Annotated in this window: 17 protein-coding genes; 1 reads left to right on the forward strand and 16 read right to left on the reverse strand. The window is 51.4% G+C overall.

Translation table 11 applies throughout. The annotated features are described in order from the left end of the window. Positions 1-284 precede the first annotated feature (284 nt). The 4 genes from ACFRAM_RS10695 to ACFRAM_RS10710 all read right to left on the reverse strand — a co-directional run bounded on the left by ACFRAM_RS10695 (position 285) and on the right by ACFRAM_RS10710 (position 11,534). On the reverse strand, positions 285-4,499 hold the full coding sequence (locus ACFRAM_RS10695; RefSeq protein ID WP_379465947.1) for a UvrD-helicase domain-containing protein: 4,215 nt from the start codon (positions 4,497-4,499) through the stop codon (positions 285-287). 2 nt (positions 4,500-4,501) lie between these two features. Then, the gene (gene addB, locus ACFRAM_RS10700; RefSeq protein WP_379465830.1) at positions 4,502-8,029 is read right to left on the reverse strand and encodes a helicase-exonuclease AddAB subunit AddB; all 3,528 of its coding nucleotides are present in this window, start codon (positions 8,027-8,029) and stop codon (positions 4,502-4,504) included. A 341-nt stretch (positions 8,030-8,370) separates the two neighbouring features. Then, complete coding sequence (locus tag ACFRAM_RS10705; RefSeq protein ID WP_379465831.1) at positions 8,371-9,441, reverse strand: helix-turn-helix transcriptional regulator; 1,071 nt, start codon at positions 9,439-9,441, stop codon at positions 8,371-8,373. A gap of 689 nt (positions 9,442-10,130) precedes the next feature. Continuing rightward, positions 10,131-11,534 carry a class I SAM-dependent rRNA methyltransferase gene (locus ACFRAM_RS10710; protein WP_379465832.1) on the reverse strand — a complete coding sequence of 468 codons (1,404 nt, stop codon included), beginning with the start codon at positions 11,532-11,534 and terminating at the stop codon, positions 10,131-10,133. Between the two features lie 93 nt (positions 11,535-11,627). Here ACFRAM_RS10710 and ACFRAM_RS10715 point away from each other — a divergent pair, with 93 nt between their 5' ends. After that, a complete protein-coding gene (locus ACFRAM_RS10715) occupies positions 11,628-12,614 on the forward strand; it encodes a Na/Pi cotransporter family protein (protein ID WP_379465833.1) in 987 nt (328 codons plus the stop codon). A gap of 184 nt (positions 12,615-12,798) precedes the next feature. Here ACFRAM_RS10715 and ACFRAM_RS10720 read toward each other — a convergent pair whose 3' ends face one another. The 12 genes from ACFRAM_RS10720 to ACFRAM_RS10775 form a co-directional block, all read right to left on the reverse strand. Next, on the reverse strand, positions 12,799-15,021 hold the full coding sequence (locus tag ACFRAM_RS10720) for a translocation/assembly module TamB domain-containing protein (RefSeq protein WP_379465834.1): 2,223 nt from the start codon (positions 15,019-15,021) through the stop codon (positions 12,799-12,801). A 273-nt stretch (positions 15,022-15,294) separates the two neighbouring features. Beyond that, entirely contained in the window at positions 15,295-16,629 is a 1,335-nt protein-coding gene (gene mtaB, locus ACFRAM_RS10725) for a tRNA (N(6)-L-threonylcarbamoyladenosine(37)-C(2))-methylthiotransferase MtaB (RefSeq protein WP_066364304.1), read from the reverse strand. Positions 16,630-16,632: 3 nt separating this feature from the next. After that, positions 16,633-17,397 (reverse strand): RsmE family RNA methyltransferase, encoded by a 765-nt coding sequence (locus tag ACFRAM_RS10730; RefSeq protein WP_379465835.1) that lies wholly within the window; start codon positions 17,395-17,397, stop codon positions 16,633-16,635. Positions 17,398-17,553: 156 nt separating this feature from the next. Then, positions 17,554-18,237 carry a site-2 protease family protein gene (locus tag ACFRAM_RS10735; protein ID WP_175372830.1) on the reverse strand — a complete coding sequence of 228 codons (684 nt, stop codon included), beginning with the start codon at positions 18,235-18,237 and terminating at the stop codon, positions 17,554-17,556. A 2-nt stretch (positions 18,238-18,239) separates the two neighbouring features. Continuing rightward, entirely contained in the window at positions 18,240-19,292 is a 1,053-nt protein-coding gene (gene prmA, locus ACFRAM_RS10740; RefSeq protein ID WP_379465836.1) for a 50S ribosomal protein L11 methyltransferase, read from the reverse strand. 90 nt (positions 19,293-19,382) lie between these two features. Continuing rightward, positions 19,383-19,970, reverse strand: a complete 588-nt coding sequence (locus ACFRAM_RS10745; RefSeq protein WP_379465837.1) for a DNA-3-methyladenine glycosylase I — start codon at positions 19,968-19,970, stop codon at positions 19,383-19,385. A gap of 157 nt (positions 19,971-20,127) precedes the next feature. After that, entirely contained in the window at positions 20,128-21,789 is a 1,662-nt protein-coding gene (locus ACFRAM_RS10750) for a DUF4179 domain-containing protein (RefSeq protein WP_379465838.1), read from the reverse strand. Continuing rightward, a complete protein-coding gene (locus ACFRAM_RS10755) occupies positions 21,749-22,309 on the reverse strand; it encodes an RNA polymerase sigma factor (RefSeq protein WP_379465839.1) in 561 nt (186 codons plus the stop codon). Before ACFRAM_RS10755 ends, ACFRAM_RS10750 begins: the two co-directional genes overlap by 41 nt. Before the next feature lie 151 nt (positions 22,310-22,460). Next, positions 22,461-22,835: a hypothetical protein gene (locus ACFRAM_RS10760; RefSeq protein WP_379465840.1), complete on the reverse strand. Its 375-nt coding sequence runs from the start codon at positions 22,833-22,835 to the stop codon at positions 22,461-22,463. Positions 22,836-22,889: 54 nt separating this feature from the next. Further along, positions 22,890-23,672 (reverse strand): N-acetyltransferase, encoded by a 783-nt coding sequence (locus tag ACFRAM_RS10765; protein WP_379465841.1) that lies wholly within the window; start codon positions 23,670-23,672, stop codon positions 22,890-22,892. A 58-nt stretch (positions 23,673-23,730) separates the two neighbouring features. Continuing rightward, a complete protein-coding gene (locus ACFRAM_RS10770) occupies positions 23,731-24,420 on the reverse strand; it encodes a 4'-phosphopantetheinyl transferase family protein (RefSeq protein WP_379465842.1) in 690 nt (229 codons plus the stop codon). Between the two features lie 103 nt (positions 24,421-24,523). Then, positions 24,524-24,703, reverse strand: a complete 180-nt coding sequence (locus ACFRAM_RS10775; protein WP_175372822.1) for a YfhD family protein — start codon at positions 24,701-24,703, stop codon at positions 24,524-24,526. Positions 24,704-24,720 lie beyond the last annotated feature (17 nt).

Below are 24,720 nucleotides of genomic sequence, written 5' to 3' on the forward strand. Positions count from 1 at the left end.
AAAAGCTCACGCATGGAAGCGGGCGGACCGTATAGCCGTTATGTGCACATACAGCCGCTCGCTAGAACATGTAGTGAACTCGGGTAACCCTATTTTCCCAAAAGCAGTAGACTTTGACCAGGTTCTCTGCCCATAGGGCCCCTAAGGTCCGTTATCTTACTGAACGGTGACAGCTATAGGCAATAGAGCCTCTGGGGTCCGTTAATTGACGAAGCAGATACTGATTTGGAGACAGCCCCTCTTATTTGTCTTGTATAACTATCAACACTCATTCCTGCTAGATTTCAAAGCCGCACAGGATGCCCGCCGTCGAAGAAATACAGCCAGATCTCACTGATGCTTTCTCCCAAAATATCATTCAGGGCCTTGCTATACAACTCTAGCTGGAAGCGGTACTTCTCCCTCAGTGTTTCCAGCCCCCTACGATGCTCCAGAACGGAATCCGTCTTGTAATCCAGCAAAATCAGTCTGCCATTCTCACGAAACAGGCAGTCGATAACCCCCTGAATCAGTACCTCTTCACGTTCAAGCAATGCCGCATCCGCGTCTGATGACAGGAGTCCCGAGACGGCTTCATCCAGCGGACCAAGCCCCCGATAAGCCTCATCAGCAGGGACCATATAACTGAACGGTAATTCCCTCCGGTTCCACTCCGATGCCAGCAACCTGCTTCCAAGCTCGGTAGCATAAAACGCTGCAATTTGATCGACATCGATGATTTCAACCTGTTCTGGCGTCAAAATTGCCACCTCTTGCAGCCCGGCCAATGTTTCTTCCACCACAGCCCGAGTCACCGCTGCATCCAATGGAATATACTGCATCACCGTATGATAGGCCGTTCCCCGTTCAGCAGAGGTAAGGCTCCGCCGCTCCATGAACTTGGGACGCCGCAAGCGCAAACTGTCCCGGTATGGCGAACTAACAACAGCATCTGCTTCACCGCCAGATCTGTTGTGGTCCTCGTACAGATCATAAGATGGCTGTTCTTGCATGGACAGCAGCGTTTTCAGCTCCGTAACCGATGTCTTGGCGGGTATGCGGGAAGCCGCAGCATATGGATAGGTCCATTTAAGTCTGCCAGCAATCTCGGTTTCCGCCTCTGTCCCCAAAGAAGGAACTGGCTGACCTTCCTGCAATGCCGCAAGCGCCAGCTCACGCTCTGCCCCCGCTTCACCGTCCTCATCTTTAGCAGAAAATGCAGCTGAACTGAGTCCATTGGAATCCATCACATGAATACTCCAGTGGGAGGTATCGCCATGAAGCACTGTGGATACTGTACCTTCCGAGCCGGACAGCTTGCGCAGGATCGCTGCGCCCGGATGGCGGATCAGCGCAGGTCCAACCCAATCGAGATAGCTGCGCCCCCGGGCCAGCAGATGGTCTGCCAGCAGCAGTTCCTCCCGGCCTTGCATAGCACTCCAGCCCGCAACTTTGCGCGGCAAGTCGCGAACCGTACCGACCAGAATCATTTTATCCCGCGGACGGGTTAGTCCCACATAGAGTACACGCATTTCTTCAGCCAACAGCTCCAGCCTTGAACGGCGGTTAATCGCTAAATAAGGCAGCGTCGGATAAGTTACCCTCGTCTCCCGATCCACAAAACGCGGACCAAATCCCAGCTCCTTGTGCATCAAAAACCGGGCATGTAAATCCTGGCGGTTAAAGGCCTTGTTCATACCAGCCAGGAAAACAACCGGAAACTCCAGCCCTTTACTCTTGTGAATGGTCATAATTCTGACCCCGCTACCCTCTTCGCCACTGCCGCCCGCGATCCCTAAATCGCCACCATTTTCCCTCAGGCGGGAAATATACAACAGGAAACGGAACAATCCGCGTGCCGAAGTATCCTGCTCATACTGAACAGCCCGGTCATACAGAGCCTTTAGGTTGTTTTGCCGCTGGGCACCGCCAGGCAGACCGCCAACCCACTCCAAATACCCGCTTTCCCCATAGATGCGCCAGATCAGGTCGCTGAGGCTACCTTGACGGGCGGCCAGTCTCCAGCTCTCCAGTTGATCCAGAAAATGTTTGAGCTTGGCTATAAGCTCCGGAGCCAGGTCAGGAACAGATTGACTTGCAGCTAATTCCTGAATGGTCAACTGACTATCCACACCGTCAACGGGATCAAGTTCTTCCACGGAAGCTACAGGCTCCATCAGACTGTCGAAAGCGTCCGCAATCTCAAATTGACCTGACCCTGCCAACGGTAGCGCCGTTACGGCAATCTCAGCTTGACCTGACTCTGTCATCGGCAGCACCGTTGCGGCAATCTCAGCTTGACCTGCTATCGGCAGCGTTGCTGCAGCCTGCACAGCTTCATAGAATGTTCCATGACTGCACAGGCGTAGTGCGGACAGCTCTTCTTCACTTAAGCCCACTACAGGCGAGCGTAGAACACCCGCCAGCGGAATATCCTGCCGCGGATTATCCACTACTTTTAATAGCGAGAGCGCAATCTCTACTTCTGTCGCTTCAAAATATCCCTTGTTCTGGTCGCCATAAGCAGGGATACCCTCCATCCGAAGCTCCTCGATCATCAGTGGTGTCCAAATTCTAGCTGATCGCAGCAGGATTACAATATCTCCGTATGACACCGGGCGCATCATTTTGAGGCCTTTGTCGTAGATGAGCATTGGCGATCCTCCGCTCATCCCGGTCATCACTGAGATTCTGCGGGCAATAGCCCGTGCTTCCAGCTGCGCTGTCTCACTTTCGATGATCTCGATCTCTGGTGCTGCTTCCCCGTCCCCAGCTTCTTCCTCCGACTTACTGGCACCTGAAGCACCACGATCAATCAGCAGCAGTTCCGGAGCAAAATACAGATCGGCCTCCTTGCCTTCCGTTCCGGGAAAACCGGCACCATAGACTAATTCAGCCCGCTCATCATAGTTGATCTCCGCCACTGTCGCATTCATGATCTGCCGGAAAATCATATTCACGGCATTCACGACCTCCATCCGGCTGCGGAAATTCCGGGCGAGGTCAATGACCATTCCCCCAGAGTTACTGATCGAAGGATCTCCTTCAGCTTGATCCCCATCTGCCGGATATCCGTCCGCTAACCCTACAGGAGCTCCTCCCGCACTGCTAAAGCTGCGGTATTTCTCCAGGAACAAACCCGGCTCCGCCAAGCGGAACCGGTAGATACTCTGCTTCATATCGCCAACCATGAAGCGGTTCCCCGGCGCTTCCCTGGCAATCAAGCGAACAATCTCTTCCTGCACGCTGTTCGTATCCTGGTACTCATCGAGCAGGACTTCATCGAACTGGGCGCGGTATTCCATCGCCGCATCGGAGGGCATGGAGTGGCCCGGCTGCGAGTCCGGGTGACGGAGAATTTGCAGGCAATAATGCTCCAGATCGCTGAAATCTACCAGCCCTTTGCCGGCTTTCTCCAACCGATAGCGCTCACCGAAGGCTATAACCGTCTCTGCCAGTTCCTTCATCAGTGGCGCCGCTTCATGCAGCTCGGCAAGAAAGGATTCCGCTGGACGCCCAAACAGGGCATTCTGAAGTTCGGATAGGGTCTTCTTGACGCTCTCCCGCAGCTCCTTGACCATCTCCTGAAGCCCGGGATCTGTGGCATCCTTCTTGCACGGCTTCAGCTTTCCGAAGCTTACGCCGCGGAACGCCTCATACAGCTCAGCCCAGGGCCGTTCACTTAAAGCGGCCTGCAAGCCTTGCACCATGTCCAGATCTGCCGTAAGATTCTCAGCATATGGAGCAGGTCCTCCCGGCTGCAGAGCTATTTCCCGGCCCTGCAGCAATTGGCTAGCCGCACCGTCCAAGGCTAGTTTCGCCTCTGCGAGGATGCTTTGCACCCATGGTGTGTGCCCCAAGCTCTCCGTATCCGGCAGCGAGAAATCTGCTGCCGTATCGCGCAGCCACTGCTCCGGCCACGGATGGCTGAGGGCAAAATCATGCAGCCGCTGGATTAGCGCGTGTACTGCGTCATCCGTGCGTTCGCCGCTGAACCAGTCGGCTAGCGCCACGAACACACTGTCCCCGCCGTCTTCCCCGGTCTCGCCATATTTCTCTTCCAGCAGCTCCATCAAAAGTTCCTGACGCATCATCTCGGCTTCATGCTCATTCAGAATGCGAAATCCTGGATCAATTGGAATCAATTGATAGTACCGCCGGATTACCTCCAGACAGAAGGAGTGCAGAGTCGTAATAGAAGCTCTTCCGAGCAAAGCTAGCTGGCGGCGCAAATGCTCATTCCCGCTATCTTCCTCCAGAGCACGGTCCAGCGCCTCACGAATCCGCTGCCGCATCTCCGAAGCAGCGGCCTTGGTGAACGTAGCAACCAGTAGCCTGTCTACGCTGAAGCCATTCTCTTCCCGGCTGATTTTGCGAATAATCCGTTCGACCAATACTGCCGTTTTTCCGGAACCTGCCGCAGCCGCGACCAGAATATCATCGCCGCTCTCCGCAATGGCGCGCCATTGGTCATCGCTCCAAATGCTGCCTTCAGGCTTATTGTCTATAGCTGACCTCATATTCACGGCGTCAATCCTCCTTTGCGGGACAGCAGGTCCCAAATGTCATCTTTGCCGGGCTTGCCGAGATGGTTATATCCGCTGCCTTCAATAGTCTCATCAAACTGGCACACCGGTTTGAAGGAACAGAATGTGCAAGCCGTCTCCTGTTGAATCCGATAGGGCTGGATGGCCACGTCCCCTTCTGTAATCCGGGTGCCAATCTCTGCTATGGTCCCTTTTACAGAGGACAACAACTGACCCCATTGCTCCGGCGTGGCTACAGAAGCACTGCTGTAGAAGCTCCCGTCGCTTTTCACTGCCACCGGAACAATCGCGGAATGTCCCTTATCGAGCGTAGTGTCCATCAAGGATACGACTTCACGGTCAGCCAGCAGCAGCCCCTTCATTTTGAACCGCTTCAGCAGTTCCTGCTCCGCCTGCTCGCGGTTCATGCCGTTGGACGACGAGAGCAGCGGGTCATGGACATGAAAATAAAGCGTGCCTGCCGGGAGTGCCGGCTTGCCCAGCCATTCCTCGGAATAGGTCAACAGCACTTCAAGATAGGTCAGCATTTGTAGCGACAGACCGAAATAAACTTCGTGGAGCTTGAGGTCCTTCTGGCTGGACTTATAGTCAATTACACGCAGCAGAATGCCGTTCTCCCCTTCCGCTTTATCCACCCGGTCAATCCGCCCGACCACTTCCATCACACAGCCGTTGGGCAGTGTAATCCGCAGGGGAGGCAAATCTTGGCCCGGTCCAAAATCAAGCTCCAGCCCGACCGGCTCAAAGCTGCCCCGGCGGGCATGTTCACCCAGGATTACGGAAGCCCGGCCCACAATACTCTTCAGCTTGCGGGTAATATAACCGTACCGCTTCGTACTTAGGAGAATCTCGCCCTGAAGCAGCGGCGACAGGCGATCCACTGTCTCCCCGGCTACGCGCCGGCATTCCTCCGGTGTCAGGCTCGCCCAGCCACGGCCCTGTTCTTGCAGCCGCTGCGCCATTTCACTAAGCGCTGCATGGAACAGCTGCCCGATATCCGGGGCCTGGAGCCTGTACATCTGCCGCTCCTTGAGGCGCAAGCCGTACGCGGCAAAATGAGAGAACGCACAAGCCGAGAACTTCTCCATCCGGGATACGCTACCACGCAGCGTGGAACCGCCGTACAGTCTGAGGCTGGTTCCACGCTTCAGTTGAATGCCTTCATTGCGGTAGAACAAGGAGCCCAGCAGCCTCTTCAGGCGAAGCTTCTTCGCTTCCCCTTCTGTACCAGAAGCGAACCAGTTATAGACATCCCACCAGAAAGACGGAATGTCGGCACCCTGCCGCCACTGTCTTAGTTGCAACATGAGAATGCGTAGGCTTTGTTCCGGATCCCCGATAAAGTCCATATGCAGAGGTAACACAGCCTGGGCCACTTCATCTGACACCGCAGGCGGACTAACCGGAAGCTGACGTTCTGCCAGTTTGCCCCCGAACATCCGCTGCAAATGACGAATCACTTCAGACGGCAGGAGAGCTTTTCCTTCTTCGTCAGCAGTCGCATAGCTGATCCATAACTTATGGCTCGCTGTTGTGAGCGCATTGTAGATCAGGAAGCGTTCATCAAGCAGCTTGCGGGAAGCCCCCGGAGCAAGCTCCAGTCCGACGCTCTCCAGTATCCCACGTTCTCCCTCGGACAAAATGCCGTCTTCTTTGAATTGTGCCGGAACGACACCTTCATTGAACCCAAGGAGAAAAGCATACTTCACACCCGAAGTACGCGTCCGGTCCATGCTGCCTACCAGAACCTGATCCAGAGCCGGTGGCACCAGCCCCATTTTCAGCTCGGCCAGACCCGTCTCCAGCACACCCGCGAACATCGCAAACTCCATTTTCTCCTGGCCCATCATTTCCACGATCTGATCCAGCAGATCAAGCACCGCACTCCAGATCTGACTGTGCTCACGAGCTCTAGCTGCCTTTCCCGACTTCAGCGCCTGGGCGCTCATCTCTTCCAGCTTGCCTGCGGTACCTGCACCCTCAAGAAGAGTGTAGACTGCCCGGCAGAGGTCTTCTCCGCTACGGCTTTTCTTCACCCGTTTCTCAAAATCCCCCAGGGGGCCAACGATGGCTGCTCTACATTTCTCCATTGTGGACAACAATTCTTCGTCTACAGCCCTGCCGCCTTCAAGCGAAAGGCTGGGAATGCCCCTCCAGGGACGTCCGTCCGTCCAGCGATACCCTTGAATACCGCAAGCCAGCACATAATTCTCCAGATTGTCCATGTCTTCGTTAGTCAGGCTTCCGTCGTCCGGAAGAAGCAGTCCGGTCTTCACACAGCGAAACACATCTTCATAGCGCCAACGACGCCTCACCACATCTAGTGCGGAGCGAACAAATTCCACCAGCGGGTGGTGCAGCTCATTCACCTTCTGATCGAGGAAGAAAGGGATCTTGTAATCGTTGAACAGCGGGGACACGAGCGATTCATAATCGCTGATGTTTCGCATGAATACCGCCATTTCACCGTATTTGGCACCCTCATCCCGTGCCAGTCTGAGCATTTCGCGCAAGGCCCCCTCCACTTCAGCCCTGTGCGAGACAGCAGCACCAATGGTAATGGACTGTACGGCATCCTGATGGCCTTTCCAGCCCAAGCGGCGGTCATACCCCTGCTCCAGATGGCCGAGCACAGGGCTATCTTTGAAGCGGGGCAACACAGGAGGCGACAGTGGCTCGTCCCAAACCTCAAGCCCAAGTTCCTCAGCCATACCGCGGAGCTTGATATACGTTACTGCAGCCGGATGGAACAAGTCGAGCTCATGCAGCCCCCCGCCGGATGGATAGGACTTGTCCAGCGTAAGCGATATTGTCATGCTGGAGGCGTGCAACATCAGTTCCCGCAGCACCTTGAATTCCTGAGGGGTAAAACCATGAAAGCCGTCCACCCAAATTTCAGCACCACGGACATAGGATGACAAAGGAATCTGCTCGGCCAGTTCAACCAACCGGTCCTCTTCGTCCATATAGAGCTGTGACATCTCCTGCTCCAGATCGCTAAATACGATATATAAATCCTCCAGTTTGCCTGCCAATATGGGGCTGTTACCGATAGATTCACGCATACTGGACAATTGCTCATTCAGATCATTAGAACCGATACAGTAGCGCTTCAATTCGGTATGCAGCTGACTCAACCGTTCCACAAAGCCCGGACGGTCCGAGGAGGGTCCAAACAGTTTCAGTTCTTCCTTGCGGCGGCTGATGATTTTATAAATAAGCATCTTCTTGCCTTCTTCACTAATCGGAAGACTTGCGCTGCCTCCCGTTTCCTGCCTTACCCGATAGGCCAGCCGCGAAAAGCTCAGGGTCTGGGCGCGGATGCTGCCCTTGGCACCACCCGCAGTGAGCAGGCCCCGTTCGGCCCCGAAGGACCCCTGCTCTGGGACAAGCACAATGATTGGCGCACCAAGCGGCTCCTGCGCTAACTGAGAGGATATCGACTCCCGTATTTTAGTTGTCTTACCGCTGCCCGAGCGTCCGGTTAAAAAGGTTATCGACATAAATAAAGACTCCTCCCATGGCAAAACAAAAGTGTAACTCACAGTCACTTACTCGTCCCAACATTATACCATATACCCCTCCATTCGGAACATACGTTTGGATGATCTTCAAATGTTTTACAAGTGTTCTGTGCAGCACATCGCAGCCAGCTTTCTATGTAAAACGCGCAAAAGCCCGCCGCATCTGGTAGATACGGCGAGCTCTTGTAACAACAAACAAATTATAACCCACACCGCGTGCGGCTCCCGGCGCGCGGTGCGGGGCCCAAGGTGGTGGTCAAACCTCTATGCGGAAGCCGCTGGATTCCTGACGGCTCTACTCCTTATGGGATTATTATGAATCAAAAAGGGAGTAATCCGGGCAAATCCTCATTTTGGTCATCGCCAACTGGCCACCCCGTCCTGTTCGGACCTGCACCTCGGGAACGAATGGCATATTCTCCGGGCCGAACCCCGAATTTTTTGCGGAATGCGGCTGCAAAGTGGCTGGCATTTCCGTATCCTACCCGGTACGCGGCTTCTGTCACGGTCAGGCTGCCTTGCTCCAGCAAATGACGAGCCTGCTGCATCCGCTGTTCAATCACATACGCATGCACAGTATAGCCGAACATCTCCTTAAATCCTTTTTTGAGCTTGAATTCATTGAGACAAATGCTCCGGGCCAGTGCTGCCAGTGTCGGCGGCTCGGTATAATCCCGCTGCAAAATCTCCCTTGCCTGCTGCAAGCTGGCCATATCGTCTTTGGAGAGGCGGACAGTTTGCGGAATCCGCTCCGCTTCGTACAGCGATTCATTGAGGTAGACGGCGAACAGTTCCAGCATTTTCGCTTCCAAATAGAGTTCCTTAACACCACCGCTATAGGGGCATTCCCAAATTTGCGACAGAACAAGCCGGATGGCAGGCGTAATCTTATTTTTGTTGAAAAACACAGCCTCATTTCCGGTAAAACGGAGCCGTTCATCCTCGGTCAGCCCGCTCGTCATCCGCTTGAACTGCTCCGGGCTCATATCCATGCTGAGAAAACGATAATTAGCATCCCGCACATACTGGCAATTCTCTGCCCTCACTCCGCCATACAGCAGAGCGCTCTGCCCTGTATCAATGCCAAAGTTATCTCCCTTCAGCGAAGTGCCCCATTCAATTCCGTGCCCAAGACAGAACACCAGCTCTGTCCGCGGGGAGTTGAACTCTCCGTTAGCCTGTATGTCTCTGTTAAAAGTAAGGCTGAAGTTAGTCATCTGAATATTACCGCGGGTGAGCAGGCTGCGGCAGGCCCCAGCTCCAATCTCTTCCGGGGGCTTAATCTCGAAATGACCTCCATCAAGGCGGTAAGTATGACTGAACCCTTCGCAGGCAAGTGTCTTTTTAGCATCTATTCTTTCATGTTCGTATATATTCGCATTATGTTCCATCCCTTAGCCCCACTTCCTCTTGCTTTGGGTTCATTATATACGTAAATGAGAACTATTATCAATTATATAAAACGAACTTAAGATTCTCACTTAAGCCTCGGTCTTCACTACGGTGATTCGAATAACGGGAATGACTCCTGTTATTTTCATTAAAACGGCTCCTTTTCTACAAATAACTGGAAAAAATCCTGTTAATCACCTCATTACTAGCTAATTGCGGGATAAACGAGCTTTTTAACGGGAGAAATTCCCTTTATTTATGACAAATACGGTAAAAAGAAATTTTTAACGGTATATTTTCCTGTTATTAAAGTTCCTCTTAAGCTCGAACGCGGGTTACACAAGATACACCAAGTTACGCCCTTGTATACGAAGGATTTCACCCACCCAGGACGTTAGATTTTTAAGTTCAAACTATATTGTTATTGAAATCTGTCTAAAGCTTATGCTTTCGGTGCCAGCTTTCCTACGAAAAGCTTTCAGGCGAGCGCATTCGCTCCTACAGTTCCAACTCTTCCCTTTCGTTCCTTCTAGCTCTTAGCACACTCCTCCGCGTGAAGTCTCCACACATAAAAATAAGAGTGTCGAAAAGTCCGTAGACATTCTCGACACTCTTTTTCTGCCTACAGAGGCAGCTTCCTTTTCAAGTCAAAGGTCCGATTACCCCTCCAACGTACCTAACAGGAGAATTAATTACTCTTGCTCCGCACCTCAAAGATCGCGAATTTCAGGTAATGCCCTTCATCCACACCGAGAATTTGCGGGTGATCCTTGCCAGCGGCGCGCCACTCTACCAGTCTGAGCACTTTACCGGCATCTTTGGCTGCTTCCCCGATGGTTTCCAGGAACAGATCCGGCTGCATGTGATAAGAGCAGCTTGCCGTTACCAGATATCCACCCTCGTTCACCAGCTTCATGCCATGCAAGTTAATGTCCTTATATCCACGGCAAGCTCCTGCTACGGCGCTTCTTGTCTTTGCAAAAGCAGGCGGGTCCAGAATCACCACGTCGAAGGTCCGTCCGCCGCCTGCGGTCATCGGCTTGGCTGTATCCGCCTTGGCCGTCTTGGCGCCAGAAGCATCCTGCCCCGCCCCCGCGGTGGCACGTTCGGAGCGTTCCTCCAGCCCCTTCACCTGATTACGCAAGTATTGGAACGCGTCGTCGACCACGAATTCCACCCGGTCGCTGAATCCATTCAGCTCCACGTTAGTCTTGGCGCTTTCAATAGCATGGGCGGACACGTCAAGACAGGTTACTTTCTTGGCGCCGTATTTGCAGGCATGAAGGGTGAAGCTTCCTGTATGCGAAAAACATTCTAATACTGTAGCCCCGTCCCAGTATGGGAAAGTTACTGTCTTGCCGCTTTTGTTAACCGGCAGCACCTGACGAGAGCCATCCTCAGCATCAACTTCCTGCAGCGTGATGCCGCTGCGTTCCCCCCAGCCTGTCATTAGCGGGGCAATGGAGGCCCGGTTCTCGCGCTGGTCGAAGAAGTAACCCGTTTTCTGGCCTTCCACGATATCTACGATCAGCTTCAGGCCATTCTCGGTAACCGTCACATGACGGGGACATTCCCCGTAAAGAAGCCCGGTTACCTGCTCCAGCCCTTCAAGCTCGCGAACGCTAACGTCGCTGCGCTCATAAATTCCGCGCGGTGCCATCACCTGCACCAGCGCCTCTACAATCTCTGCCCGCCGCTTGTCCATCCCCAGCGTCAGCAGTTGCACGACCAGAACGTCCCCGAACCGGTCCACAATCAGTCCCGGCAGAAAATCGGCTTCGCCATAGACTAACCGGTATGCGTCTGCGCCGGGAAGGAAGCGATTCCGGTGCCGCAGGCAGTTCGTAAACCGTTCCACGAAGAATGCTGTGTCCATTTCTTCCAGATGCTGGTGGGAGACCACCCGAACCCGGATCTGCGAAGCGGGGTTATAGTATCCTGATGCCAGAAACCGGCCCTGATGATTCATAATATCGACCAAGTTGCCAGCTTGTGGCTCTCCTTCCACCGAGGCCACTTCACTTCCATATACCCATGGATGGCCCTGCTCTAGTCTTTTTTTACGGCTGCGTTCCAAAATTACTGATGCCAATGACTTCAACTCCTTGATCTTATCGTTTTATACATGTCCACTGCGCTACTTTCATATATTGGTGTACAACCCCAGTCAAAGGAGCATGTTGTTATGATCCGTGATCTGTTGTTCCCTGTCATATATGGTCTTGTCATTTTTCTAGCCGGTATGAAGCTGATGGAGAAGTCCTTGTCCCGGCTGGCCGGTCCGCTGCTGAAGGCCGGCCTGAATAAAGCAACGGCTACACCGTTAAAAGGCATGATAGCCAGTAGTCTGCTGTCCGCCCTGCTGCAGAGCAGCACCGCCGTCACCGTGCTGACGATCGGTATGGTGAATGCCGGGCTGCTCACCTATGCCCGCACACTAGGCATTATTCTCGGCAGCAACATCGGCACCTCCCTGACTACAGAACTGATCGGACTGCAGATCAGCTCCTATTCTTCGCCACTGTTGGCCGTCTCGCTCAGCCTGTGGGGTGCTGCGGTTATCATGGGCGAGCTGTCGTCCAACCATCCTGCAGCGTCATCACTCCGGCGATTATCCACGCCGCTCCAATACATTAGCCTGGCTATCACCGGTTTCTCGCTCGTCCTATGGGGCATCAAGGTCATGCAGTCGATTGGCCCAGCACTGCAGGAGAACGGCTTGTATTGGTGGTTCCTGGATCATGCGGCCACAAGTGCCCTGTGGGGCATCGTTGCCGGCGCCTGCCTGACCGCGCTTGTACACAGCAGTGCTGCTGTCATTGGCATGGCCATCGGCGTTGCCACCTCAGGGGCCTTGCCAACTGAGGTGGGGATTGCCATTGTGCTGGGCGCGAATGTCGGCACATGCGTCACAGCCGTGATCGCATCCATCGGCGGTTCCATTGCCGGAACCTTCGTTGCCTGGACGAATGTGGCACTCAACGTAGGCGGTGCTCTGCTGTTCCTGCCGCTCATCGGCCCGCTGCAGAGTCTTTCCGCCTGGATTGGCGGAGGCTCTGGCGCACAGATTGCACACGCCCAGACTATTTTCAACATCGTCTGCTCGGCACTTGTCCTGCCACTGTGCTACCTGCAGTTATGGTCCAGGCTGGAGACCCGGCTCCAGTCCTAACAAGCAGTACTATGGCATACACTTTACCGGCACTTCTGCTGTCGCTGTACTATTATACTTCAATTGGGCCTTTTCATCTAATACAAAGAAGAAAAATGCATGTTACCAAAAAAGAACTGCAAAGGCCCGATATAGGCTTGCAGTTCTTTCCGTCTTCTAACTATTTTTTAGCATAATGCTGCAATTACTTAACTGTTACAGAGACCGTTACAGTCTTACCGTCGAATTTACCTTTAAAGGATGTCGATCCCTTCGCCACCCCTGTAATACTGCCAATTGACCATTTGGCTACCGATGGCTTCGAGTTGGTCCAAGCTACAAGACCTGTCACATCAACTGTTTTACCAGTATCATACAGAGCTGTAACCACTACCGTCTGCTTGGCACCCGGGGCCAGTTGGAGACGTGTTTCATTCACTGTCAGTTTGGTCAGCTTAGGAATCACGTTGACTTTCAGACTGATATCAATTCCTTGATAGGAGCCTTTCAGTGTAGTCGTGCCTTCAGCGATCGCTTTTACGGAAGAGCCAGTCACCGTAGCCGCTGCAGGATTGCTGGATTCCCATTTGATGCTGCTGGACAGGTTACCTGTTTTTCCGTTGGAATAATAAGCCGTTACTTTAACCGTCTTGCTATTCTTGATGTTCAAATCCAGTGAAGCCGGCTCAACCACAATCTTGGTAATCTTCTGCTCAATAGTTACCGGGATTGTGATAGTCTTGTTGGCATACGTCCCTTTCAGGTTCGCACTGCCTTTAGTGAGTCCTTTAATGGTTTGACCGCTTGCGCTTGTCTTGAGTACAGCATTCGTGCCAGAAATCTCCCACTTGATCTTATCCGAGGTCTCACGCTCGTCGCCGTTCTCCATAACCGCTCTTACCGAAGGCATAGGCTTCTCTTCACCGGTAACCACCACAAGGTTGTCCTCAGGTCCGATCAGTACCAGCACTTTATCCTGAACCGTAAGCTTCAATTCCACGCTCTTGTTGCGGATATCTGCTTTGGAAGCGGTGACGCCGCCCTCTTTGATTTTACCGGTCAGAGTGACAGTCCCTGCAGATTTACCTTCAATCTTACCGTCCTTAATCAGAGCGATTTCTGCATTACCGGAAGTCCATTCCACCTCTTGGCTCAGATCAATCTTGGAGCCGTCGAGTTTGGTTCCGTCTACTTTTGGCAGACCCAGCGTGTCGCCCTTGAACAACTCTTGCTCTGTCTTCTCGATAGACAATGCAGTAATCGTTGGCAGCACTTTTACCTTAATATCTCTGCTAACGCCTCTATACTCCGCTTTGATGGTAGAGTCCCCCACACCCTTAGCCGTAATGTCCGCAGCGTCTGCTTCGGGTTTGGCTGTAGCTACCAGTTGATCACTGGATGTCCAGGTAGCGTTCAGGGATACATTCAGCGTAGAGTTAGCTGCATCTCTTACCTCAGCCTTTACATCCAGCACTTCGCCCATGAACAGCGTCTGATCCTTGGAAGGACTCAATAGAATCGCTTCATATGGCGAGCGGACATAGACGTCTACTGTAGCCTTAACGCCGAGGCTTGTGATCGTAATCACTGTTTTACCTGTAGCCAGAACTTTGAGTTCTCCATCCTTGACCGTAGCTACAGCCGGATTGGAGGAACTCCAGTCTCCCTTGGTAGTCAAATCTTCTGATTCCGATACCGCTGCCGTTTTGCTGAACGCTGTCAATTTGATAGAACTGTCCCCGATCAGGGTCTCAACATCCTTGACTACTTTACCGTTCTGCTTAATTTCAATCTCGGTAAAAGCAACTTCTACTTCAGCCTTATATGTAGCCGTCAAACCTTTGTATTTTGCTGTAATGGTGGACTTGCCCTCTTTCAGAAGATTGACTTTACCTTCCGATATCGTCAATACACTGCTGTCAGAGCTGGACCATTCAACATCTTTTGTAACATCAGTCGCTTCGGTAATGGACTTTCCACCAAGTACCGTTGCTTTGATTGTCCGCTTCTCTTCACTGTCTCCCAGCTTGTAAATGCCCTCTTTATGTTCAATCTTCAGGTCTTTAAACGGATGAGTAACCGAGACCTCAATAGTAGTCAACGCAGTATTATAAATCGCAGTAATTGTAGCTGTACCACTGTCGAGCGGGGTCACAAGACCATTCACAACCTTAACGGCAGCAGTATTCGAGGAGCTCCAGCTTACTGCGCCCGTCACATCCTTCTTGGAGGTAGACCCTTCCACATTGGCGAACACTCTCAACTGTTTCGGTGACTGCCCTACAACCAGATCCAGCTTGGCCGAGCTTTCAAACTCAATCGAGTTGATATCTCCCTTCTCCGCAAAGACGCTTGCCGGGAATACCACGGTAGCCAGCAATGCAAAGATGAGGAGCAGCTTCGTCATTTTTCTATTCACAGTCATCATTTCTCTCCTTCTGTTTTAATGTTGTCCCAGGGATGCATTCCCACACTCTTCCACTACTATCGACATTTTGCATCGAAGTGTTTACTCTTTCTGAGATTATGGAGGCTTAAATTCACAATTCAGGACTTTATGACTATAAAATTTCCGTTAAAAGCAGTGCCATCGCCTTATGCGGAATTTAACTGCCGAAGACAATCCAATAACATAAAAAAGCCAAGCAGCCACTCCGAATAAAACTGAGGAATCGCTGTTTGGCTTTTGTGTCTACAATTTTTATATCGATAGGCTCGCCTGTTTCACTGAAGCCAGCTCGCCGCGGCATTCGTTTACGCCTGCTTGCGTGATCTTCACCTGGCACAGCTCACCTTGCAGGGAATCATCACCTTCAAAGAAGACCTGCAAATAATTGTCGCTGAAGCCATGCTGTGTACTCCGGCCCGGAGCATCCTTCGCAGACCGCTCGGGAATCACATTCAGCGTCTGCCCAACGAACTTCTGCGCGTACGCCAGCTGCATTTCCTCGGACAAGTCAATCAGTTCCTGCACACGGGCATTCTTGATCTCTTCATCCACCTGATTGTCCATGCGAGCAGCCGGTGTACCTGTCCGTTTGGAGTACGGGAATACGTGCATTTCCGAGAAATTGACCGCCTTCATGAAATCATAGCCGGCACGGAACATTTCATCGGTTTCTCCCGGGAATCCAACAATGACGTCAGTTGTAATGCCGACATCCGGCATGGCCTGACGAATCAGCTGCATTTTGGCGTAATATTCTTCGGTTGTATACTTCCGGCGCATCGTCTTCAGCACATGGTTATGTCCAGCTTGCAGCGGGATGTGCAGATGACGGCACATTTTGGAGGAGCGGTTCAGCACTTCAAGCAGCTTCTCATCGATCTGACTAGCTTCAATGGAGGAAATCCGCACGCGCTCCAGTCCATCTACCTTGTCCAGCTCCCAGAGCAGATCGGACAGACGATAGTTGTCAAGGTCATCCCCATAGCCTCCGGTATGAATGCCGGTCAGCACGAATTCCTTGTAACCGGACTCCACAAGCTGATGTGCCTGAGTCACAATGCTCTTCGGATCACGGCTGCGCGACAGTCCACGCGACCAAGGAATTATACAGAAGGTGCAGAAGTTATTACACCCGTCTTGAATCTTCAGGAACGCCCGTGTCCGGTCAGCAAAAGCCGGTACGTCCATTTCCTCAAACTCACGGGTCTTCATGATATTGCGAACCGCATTCACCGGCTGGCGCGATTCCTGAATGTTCTTCACATGCGTCATGATCTGATCCCTGTCCTGGTTGCCGATCACGAGATCGACACCCGGAATATCAAGAATCTCCCCTGGGGACGTCTGTGCATAGCAGCCCGTAACAGCTACGATGGCCTCAGGGTTGCGGCGTACAGCGCGGCGGATCATCTGGCGACTCTTCTTATCACCAGTATTGGTAACAGTACAAGTATTGATCAGATACACATCGGCGGTACCCTCGAAATCCACCTGCTCGTAACCTTCATTTTTGAACAGTTGCCAGATGGCTTCGGTATCATAGAAATTAACTTTGCAACCCAACGTATAAAACGCTACGGATGACATCTCTTAAGCTCCCCCCATTTCTCCGGATTCATATAACAGGCATGCTGCAGCTACCATCCCTGCCGTCTCACAGCGCAGGATGCGTCGTCCAAGACCGACAGGCACGGCACCGGCCGCCTCAGCTTTAGCGGCCTCTTCGACTGTAAAGCCGCCCTCTGGTCCAACTACCACCATTATTTTGATAGCAGACTGGTCCTGCAAAGCTTGTAGCTTTGGAGCCGCGGCGCTGCGCAATTGCAGACCTTCTTCCTTCTCATAGCAAAAATACACGGCGTCATATTCCGCAAACGATTGCAGCAAAAGCTTCCAGGATACTGGAGGCTCTACCGGAGGGATGATGTTCCGGTGGGCCTGCTCTGCGGCTTCCTTGCAGATTTTGCGCCATCGTTCTAGACGCTTGCCTTCCTTGCGTTCGTCATACTGCACAATGGTGCGTTCTGACAAAAACGGCTGAAAGGACACAGCACCGATCTCAGTACATTTCTGGATCACAGTCTCCATCTTGTCGCCTTTAGGAAGGCTTTGGGCTACTGTAATCTTGACGCGCGCTTCATGCGTCATTTCCAGGACTTCCACTACATTCGCTGTAACTTCTCCAATTTCAATCTGAACAATTTCAACCAAGGCTTCACGGGAGGACCCATCGCTGACAATCAGCTTGTCCCCTTCCTTGCCGCGCATGACCTTGGCGATATGGCGAGCATCCTCGCCGCCGATAGTTACGGTATCGCCGCTGAACTGCTCCGGCGTCACAAAATATCGCTGCATCGTATCAACATCCTGTCCGTTATTCAGGCGCCGGGGGACATAGGTCCTGCCTCTGCAGGCTGGCCCCCGCCATCCGGCGCAACATGATAAGCCGTCTTAACGCCAAAAACCATCATACAACGTTTGCCATGCTGTGACCAGCCTTATTGCCCGGCTTTAGCTGCCGAACATCCAGAGGAACATCTTTAGAAAACTTCGGGTCATTTGATCGCCCCAAATATGCAGCGGAGTAATGGTGTACGCTCTCAATGCCGGAATAAATAGAATCAGCAGGAAAATCAGGCTTCCCCACTGCTCATACTGCTGCAGCCGCCCGCGGATCGAACGCGGGGCCAGATCTTCGACAATCCGGTAGCCGTCCAGTGGCGGAAGCGGGATCAGGTTGAACAGGAACAGGAAGAAATTCCACTGAATGAACATACCGAAGAACAAATACACGGCCTGAAGCAAACGAACATTGGTAATGGCTTCGATCGTACCCGTCGCCAGCAGCGCCGCGTAGATCAACGTTCCGAGAATCGCCAGCAACAAGTTACTGATTGGTCCTGCAATAGACACAATAATCCCCATCAGACGTGGGTTTTTGAAGTTGTCCCGATTAACCGGAACGGGCCGCGCCCAACCGAAACCGACCAACAGCATCAAAATAACGCCCAGGAAATCAAAATGAACGGCAGGGTTCAGCGTCATGCGGCCCAGCAGCCGTGCTGTGGGATCGCCGAACTTGTTGGCAAAATAAGCATGTGCAAATTCATGCACCGTAAATGCGATTAATAGTGTGATCAAAAAAAACGGTAACTGTTCAAGCGGTATACTAATAAAATTTCGCAAAAAATCCATCTTTACCTCTTTCCGGCTGTAAATGCCACCCAATCTTCTTCACGGGTAATTTCGATAATCTCAAAGCCGGACGCCGTCAGCGCCTGTGACACCAGACCTTCCTTGTCCTTGTAAATGCCGGAGGTAATGTAGATGCCGCCCGGCTTCAGCGCCCGGTAAACATCATCTGTGAACAATACGATAATCTCTGCGAGAATGTTAGCCACCACAATTTGCACTGGCAGTGTAACGCCAAGACTATCCCCGGCAGGATTCACTTCAGGTTGTACAGAGACATTGGCCTCTGGTCTTGCCGATGGCCACATGTCTCCGGCCGCTGTATCAGCGGCCTTTTCGCCGCCTAATAGCGACAGCAAGTCACTTTCTTTTACAGTAATGGAATCTTCAAGCCGATTTAGCGCCACATTCTCCACTGCGCTCTCCACGGCAACGGGATCAAGATCCAGCGCCAGCACAGAACCTGCGCCCAGCAGCATCGCACCGACCGCCAAAATGCCGGACCCGGTGCCGACATCAATGACTTCTTCGCCGCCAGTGATATTCTTCTCCAGCGCCCGCAAGCATAAAGCTGTCGTAGGATGTGTGCCCGTACCAAAGGCCATGCCAGGGTCGATCTCGATAATTTTTTCGTTCGGACTTTCCGGCGTATACTCTTCCCAAGTCGGCTTGATGGTCAAGCGCTCCGATACGCGCAGTGGCTTGAAATACTGCTTCCAGGCATGAGCCCATTCTTCTTCATCCACAGTTTTCCAGGAGATTAGAGCTTTGCCCGGATCAATGCCATATTCCCGCAGTTCCTCTACACGGGGAGTCAGCTCCGCAATCACTTCATCCATATCCACAGACTCTGCGTAGTACCCTTTAATTACTGCTTCCCCTTCGGGGATATCATTCAGCGGCTCATCATACAGTTCGCCGTAACGGGTATCCCGCACTTTGCCCAGTATGCCGGATTCCTCGATGGAAACACCGCCCGCGCCTGCTTCATATAAAAAATTAGATATCATTTCTTGCGCTTCTTCGGTTGTATGTATCGTTACTTCATGCCATAACATCTTGTTGGAATCCTCCTTAAATTTGCGAACATTACCAGTATAACATTTCTCCTTGCCTGAGCGCCAAACTGCACGCATAGAGACGCTGAATTAAACTTTTACAACGGGTAAGCCCGTGTCCTGGCTCCTGCAGAAACAATCCAGGGTATGGTCATTCACCATGCCGGAAGCCTGCATAAAGGCATAACATATGGTGGTGCCGACGAATTTCATGCCTTTCTTCTTCAGCGCACTGCTCATATCATCAGATTGCGGGGTGCTGGCAGGCACTTCCGCCCTGCTCTTCCAGTGATTTAGGACAGGCGTTCCGCCAACAAAGCTCCATAAATAATTCGAAAAGCTGCCTTCCTCCCGGATAATTTCCTGATACACGCGCGCATTATTGATGACGGACAGGATCTTCAGCCGATTGCGGATAATCCCGGCATCCTGCATCAGTTCGGCAATTTTTGACTCATCATAAGCGCTAATCTTCTCGGGATCGAAACCGTCAAACACGATCCTGAAGCGCTCCCGCTTTTGCAGCACCGTGTACCAGCTTAGTCCTGCCTGCATCCCCTCCAGCATCAGCAGTTCGAACAGCGCCCTATCGTCATACAAGGGTTGTCCCCATTCCGTGTCGTGATAAGCAATATACAAGGGATCAGCGGTGACCCATTCACATCTTTTAATCGTCATCTCCTCCTCTCTCTCTTTAATATTGTGGTGTCTTATAGACACCTTCTTTTGCCCTGCCTTGACAACGTCCTCTTAATGTATACGAAAAAAAGGGAGGAACACAAGGTTCTCCCCATTAAAATAAGGTTAATATTTTGAATTACTTTCCCTAAATACACTAAGGCTGCAGCTGCACCCGGGTCTCTTTATCCGGCTCGTCGGTCGTGTAGTAGAACATATATAGCGAGGCTTCTGTTTGTTTGAAATCCTTATAGACGTCTATCGCCTTGTTGTTGCCATCACCGGCGAAGTTGACCGTTACTGGTCTGCCAAGAATTCTGTCTTTACCAAGGTTAATATGGGTCTGGTTGATCCCGCCAAAATGGGCATCCTCGCTTCCAGTCTCTACGTACAAGTCATTCCCCCGCATATAGTACGTCCACTGAACAGGATATCCACCAACCGCTCTGTCCAACGTCTGCTTTTTAGTAGAGATGTCGGTCAAGAGAACCGGTGTTTTATCATCTTCATGGGTTGTAACTTTATATTTGCCTACAAAAGTGATCGGCGTCTCCTTGGTGATTACCAGATCGGAAGGCAACTCGAACTTGTAGTTCATCAGATAGGGATCATCCTTGGGCGAACGGAACAACCCGCCTTCAAGCGTTCGTCCATTTACTTCAAGTGCCATTTTTTTATATGGTATATCCGCGAACCCTTTAACCTTAGATCGTACGGCCACCCGGATTTGGGTAGGCGTCACCACCATTTTTTCGATGATATGGTCGGAAACCCCAGGCTCTAGTGGAAGATTCAGCTCTGTCTTGATCGTTCCGCTCTCCATCTGCTTTTTACTTAACTGCAGATCAAATGCCCAAGGTCCGTCTATATTTTTTTCTACCTTGGTATATTGCAGTTTGTAAGTCGTCTGTCCCGCAGGCAAGTCACTGCTTTTAAAATATTGCTGGGTTGTATAATCGCCATTATCATTCGGCTGACCATAGGTACTTCCAGACAGTGCGTGCAGCGTCTTTCCTTGGACAATCGGAGCAATCTGCGGATAAGCCCAGGCTTTGCTTTCTACCCGATCGAAAGTAATCGCCGAGGAGAGAAGTATTTTATCAGCGCCTTGCTTGAACGCTTTGACCTCGATTTTTTGCATGCCATCCTTGCCGATCTGGAAGCTCTGTGCCTTCTCGGAACCGCTGTCCAGCTGCAAGTCCACTTCCTGCTGGCTGTATAACTGGAGAATATCCGCTGTGAGCCTAACTTTCGCCGTATCCTGCTTTGGGGACCAATCACTCTCGAAATAACCGTTATATCTCTGATTCTTCTCATCCCACTGCAAATAGCTAAATTCTCCTTCGCTATTCTTTCCATGTTCATCCTTCAAGCTCATGCCCTTAAGATCCCAGAACTCAGTATCCGCACGTTTCCCGACATCTAGATTGTATAAAATGACCGTCCGGTTCTCATCCACAATCGCCGTACGAAGCGTTAGTGTAACGCCACCTTTGCTGATTGTCTGCCCCAGTGGCTGACCCATATTCTGATCCAGAACAGCCTGAAGTCCCCCTTTGTCCCGCAACACGTTGCCCCAATCATAATGAATGGCGGCATACACCGGAGCAGCAGCCAATAGTGCGCTGAGTGAAGCGGCCATAGCAATTCTGCGCCAGCTTTTGTGGCGTCGTGTAGATACACGGGCCGGTGTAGAATCCACCACAGCAGAGGTATGACCGGCTTCTTCCATCCTGTTCCACATGTTCTCAAAATCAGGATAAGGCACGTTCTCATCCTTATTTAATTGACGCTTTAGCGTAGGCTCTATTTTGTCCATAAGATTCTTCCTCCCTGTCTTGAGTGTGCACCCCTGCTTCCAGCAGAATGCCTTTCATTAATCGCAGTCCCTTATGCAGTCTGGATTTCGTCGTTCCCAAGGGGATCGACAACAAGCCGGAAATCTCGGCTAGGCTAAAATCATGCATGTAACGCAGTGTCACTACCGCCCTGATTTTGTCCGGCAAACGCCTCATGTACCCTGCCCACTCCACTGCGGATTCCCGTTCTTCCGCCAGCCGGTCTACCGGCTTCTCTTCATTTCCTGTGAACATATAGGGATGATCTGCAACCTTCTCATTCAGGCTGCGCCGTCGCCGCAAATGATTCAAGCATTGGTTGACTGTTATTTTCATGATCCAGGCCCGTAAATGCTCGATATGTTCCCGATTGCTGCGGAAAACTGTAATGAATACTTCTTGTGTCAGGTCCTCCGCATCCGCCGCATTATGGACCATGTAATAGCAGGTTCGGTACACATCCCTGTTAAAGGCTTCGAATAGTTCCCGATTGCTCTCCAATGTTCCCCCTCCTCTCTGGTCTCGGATATCTATATAACAATTGAGCCGCCCAAAAGGTTCATTCAGAATATGCAAAGAAACAAAATAAAGAGGGCAAGCCGTCTGCTTGCCCTCCATCGGTCCGGGATATGTATGCCACAGCATCCACCACTTATTTCTTGGAATTGTAATCGCCGATCCTGATTCCCCAGACACTGTCCTTGCGGTGCGCAGCGGCCTCCTGCAGAGCTGGAAGCCTGGTATCTTGCGGATAATGCCGCTCCAGGTAAGAAGCGAACGTACTACGCAGCCCCAGCTCATTTTCCAGCTTGTTGAACTCATTGGGATGCTTCTCCAGCTCCGCCAAAGCCTCTTCCCAGCGGCTGAGATCAGCGTTAGAGGATTGACCATCGCCAATCTTTTGCGCCAGCTCACGCAGTTCACGGTAGGCGAACTTGACGCTGGAGGAATAGCGCTGCTTTTGATTAAGATAGGTGAGTAGTGCGATCACCAGCACGAGTCCGCCCCATAATATGATGTTGTCCATTGTCTCTCCTCCAGATTCTGCAACAAATTCACTGATAGCAAGGGATACGGCACGCTAGCCGGGAAGACCATACTTTTCGATCCAGCCCTCCACCGACTTTTCAAACTTGTTCCGGGTCATGATTTCATGCGTAATGAAATGTCCTTTATAGAACAGACTGTAGCTGGTATATGGAGTGGGTGCGTTCTGCGCTTCTTCTGTAGTCATTATTCGGCGCACCTGCAAAGGGATTCCGCGTTCCTGCGCGCCTGTCTCAAGCTCACCTATATAATAGCTGGTATATGGGCATTGTGCGGTATAAAACAGTTGTAATCCTTCTGAAAATTCTACTTTTTGACTCTGTACAGTTGCCTTGAATTTCGGTGTTGGCGCAGTCTCGTTGGATTTCAGAACTACCAGCTCAAAATAAGGTGGTGCTTGGTCACAAACCTGAAAACCGTTATGCAGAAAATAGGATTTGTCTGACAGATACGGCTTCTTCGTCCTGCCTGTTACGGCCACAATGCCGTTAGCTCCTTGCGCTTCCTCCAGGCATTCAGCCAGCAACTGCGCGCCGTGTCCTTTCCCCTTGAAGGAACCCGCTACCCATAGGCAATTGATAAATAAATAACCAGGTGCCTCTACCGGACACCAGGCGTAATCCGCCGGAAGATATTCAATAAATACTTTCTGCCTAACATCCAGTTTTTTGAATCGCAGCCCTTCCTGGAAACGTTCTTGTAGCCATTCCTTCTTCAGCCTAACTCCCTCCGCACACTTCTTGTCCGAGATCGCACAGCATATATGCTGCTGCTCAATATTGTTACTATTCAACGTTATAATGGCAGTATCACTCATCTCAAAAAACCACCTCCCCACAATAGCTTGATTTTCAAATTCAAATATGAAAGCGAATTCAATTATTCAACCAGAACTGCTGGAGTTTCTGGGTATCCTGAAGCACGAACTGATCCGGCAGATCATCCAGACTGGAACAGGCGGAGAACTTATAAGCACTGTTAATATCATAGGTTTTGAAATAGTAGCTTCCAGCGTCAGGAGAGAGCCCTACTAAGCCATCAGGATGCTTACGTACAGAGAATGAGGTCAAGGGATGCGATAAGCCGCTACCGAGCGCTTTTACATACGCCTCCTTCAACGTCCATATCTCGTAAAAATAATCTGTCCGCGATTCCTCCGGACGCAGCATTAAATCCTCATATTCCTCGTCTGAGAAAAAGCGTTCCGCGATCGTCAAGTCGATAGGCCGGATCTCTTCGATATCTACTCCAAGCCTGCCTGTTCCATAAATTAAGGACACCCATTTGCCCGAATGAGAGACATTGAAGGAAAAGTTCTCTTTGCCTTCCAGATGTGGCTTTCCATACTTATTCTTCTGAAAATGAATTTCCTGATTGGGAATACCCAGTTCCTGGCGAATCACCGTCCGGACCAGAATTTCTCCGAACAAGGAGCGGTAAGCATCCTCAAGGCGCAAAAATCTGCCGATCCCATTACGACGTTGCACCGAAACTTTGGACTGCCAGAATTCATATGTATTACTGTCCAGCTTACCGGGTATTTCCAATAGTACAATTTGCGACAATATCATCACCCAGCTTTATGTTTATTGAGCACTACTCCTTTGATTATACACCCCGAACACGCAAAAAAGCCCCATCAAGTGGGGCAATTTCTAATATTTTCTTTTACTTTTTCTTCAAAATCTCGTGCAACTGCCGTTTATCAGCTTCCAGTGACCGCTCCTGAGCTTCCAAATCATCATGATCTGCTTCTGCGGCTGAGAATTCAACATCCTCCAATTTAGCTTCGTACAACATCTTCTGCTTGTCTGTCTTGGAGAAAATTTTGGAGTTCTCTCGATCCATCGTGGCCTCACAATCCT

The organism is Paenibacillus sp. NPDC056722 (assembly GCF_042790635.1).
Classification (GTDB): Bacteria; Bacillota; Bacilli; order Paenibacillales; family Paenibacillaceae; genus Paenibacillus_AQ; species Paenibacillus_AQ agri.

What these genes read in the sequence shown, in the direction of transcription:
- ACFRAM_RS10695 (WP_379465947.1), bottom strand. Translation starts at nt 4,499, where the DNA reads ATGAGGTCAGCTATAGACAATAAGCCTGAAGGCAGCATTTGGAGCGAT.
- addB (WP_379465830.1), bottom strand. Translation starts at nt 8,029, where the DNA reads ATGTCGATAACCTTTTTAACCGGACGCTCGGGCAGCGGTAAGACAACT.
- ACFRAM_RS10705 (WP_379465831.1), bottom strand. Translation starts at nt 9,441, where the DNA reads ATGGAACATAATGCGAATATATACGAACATGAAAGAATAGATGCTAAA.
- ACFRAM_RS10715 (WP_379465833.1), top strand. Translation starts at nt 11,628, where the DNA reads ATGATCCGTGATCTGTTGTTCCCTGTCATATATGGTCTTGTCATTTTT.
- ACFRAM_RS10720 (WP_379465834.1), bottom strand. Translation starts at nt 15,021, where the DNA reads ATGATGACTGTGAATAGAAAAATGACGAAGCTGCTCCTCATCTTTGCA.
- mtaB (WP_066364304.1), bottom strand. Translation starts at nt 16,629, where the DNA reads ATGTCATCCGTAGCGTTTTATACGTTGGGTTGCAAAGTTAATTTCTAT.
- ACFRAM_RS10730 (WP_379465835.1), bottom strand. Translation starts at nt 17,397, where the DNA reads ATGCAGCGATATTTTGTGACGCCGGAGCAGTTCAGCGGCGATACCGTA.
- ACFRAM_RS10735 (WP_175372830.1), bottom strand. Translation starts at nt 18,237, where the DNA reads ATGGATTTTTTGCGAAATTTTATTAGTATACCGCTTGAACAGTTACCG.
- prmA (WP_379465836.1), bottom strand. Translation starts at nt 19,292, where the DNA reads ATGTTATGGCATGAAGTAACGATACATACAACCGAAGAAGCGCAAGAA.
- ACFRAM_RS10745 (WP_379465837.1), bottom strand. Translation starts at nt 19,970, where the DNA reads ATGACGATTAAAAGATGTGAATGGGTCACCGCTGATCCCTTGTATATT.
- ACFRAM_RS10750 (WP_379465838.1), bottom strand. Translation starts at nt 21,789, where the DNA reads ATGGACAAAATAGAGCCTACGCTAAAGCGTCAATTAAATAAGGATGAG.
- ACFRAM_RS10760 (WP_379465840.1), bottom strand. Translation starts at nt 22,835, where the DNA reads ATGGACAACATCATATTATGGGGCGGACTCGTGCTGGTGATCGCACTA.
- ACFRAM_RS10765 (WP_379465841.1), bottom strand. Translation starts at nt 23,672, where the DNA reads ATGAGTGATACTGCCATTATAACGTTGAATAGTAACAATATTGAGCAG.
- ACFRAM_RS10775 (WP_175372822.1), bottom strand. Translation starts at nt 24,703, where the DNA reads ATGGATCGAGAGAACTCCAAAATTTTCTCCAAGACAGACAAGCAGAAG.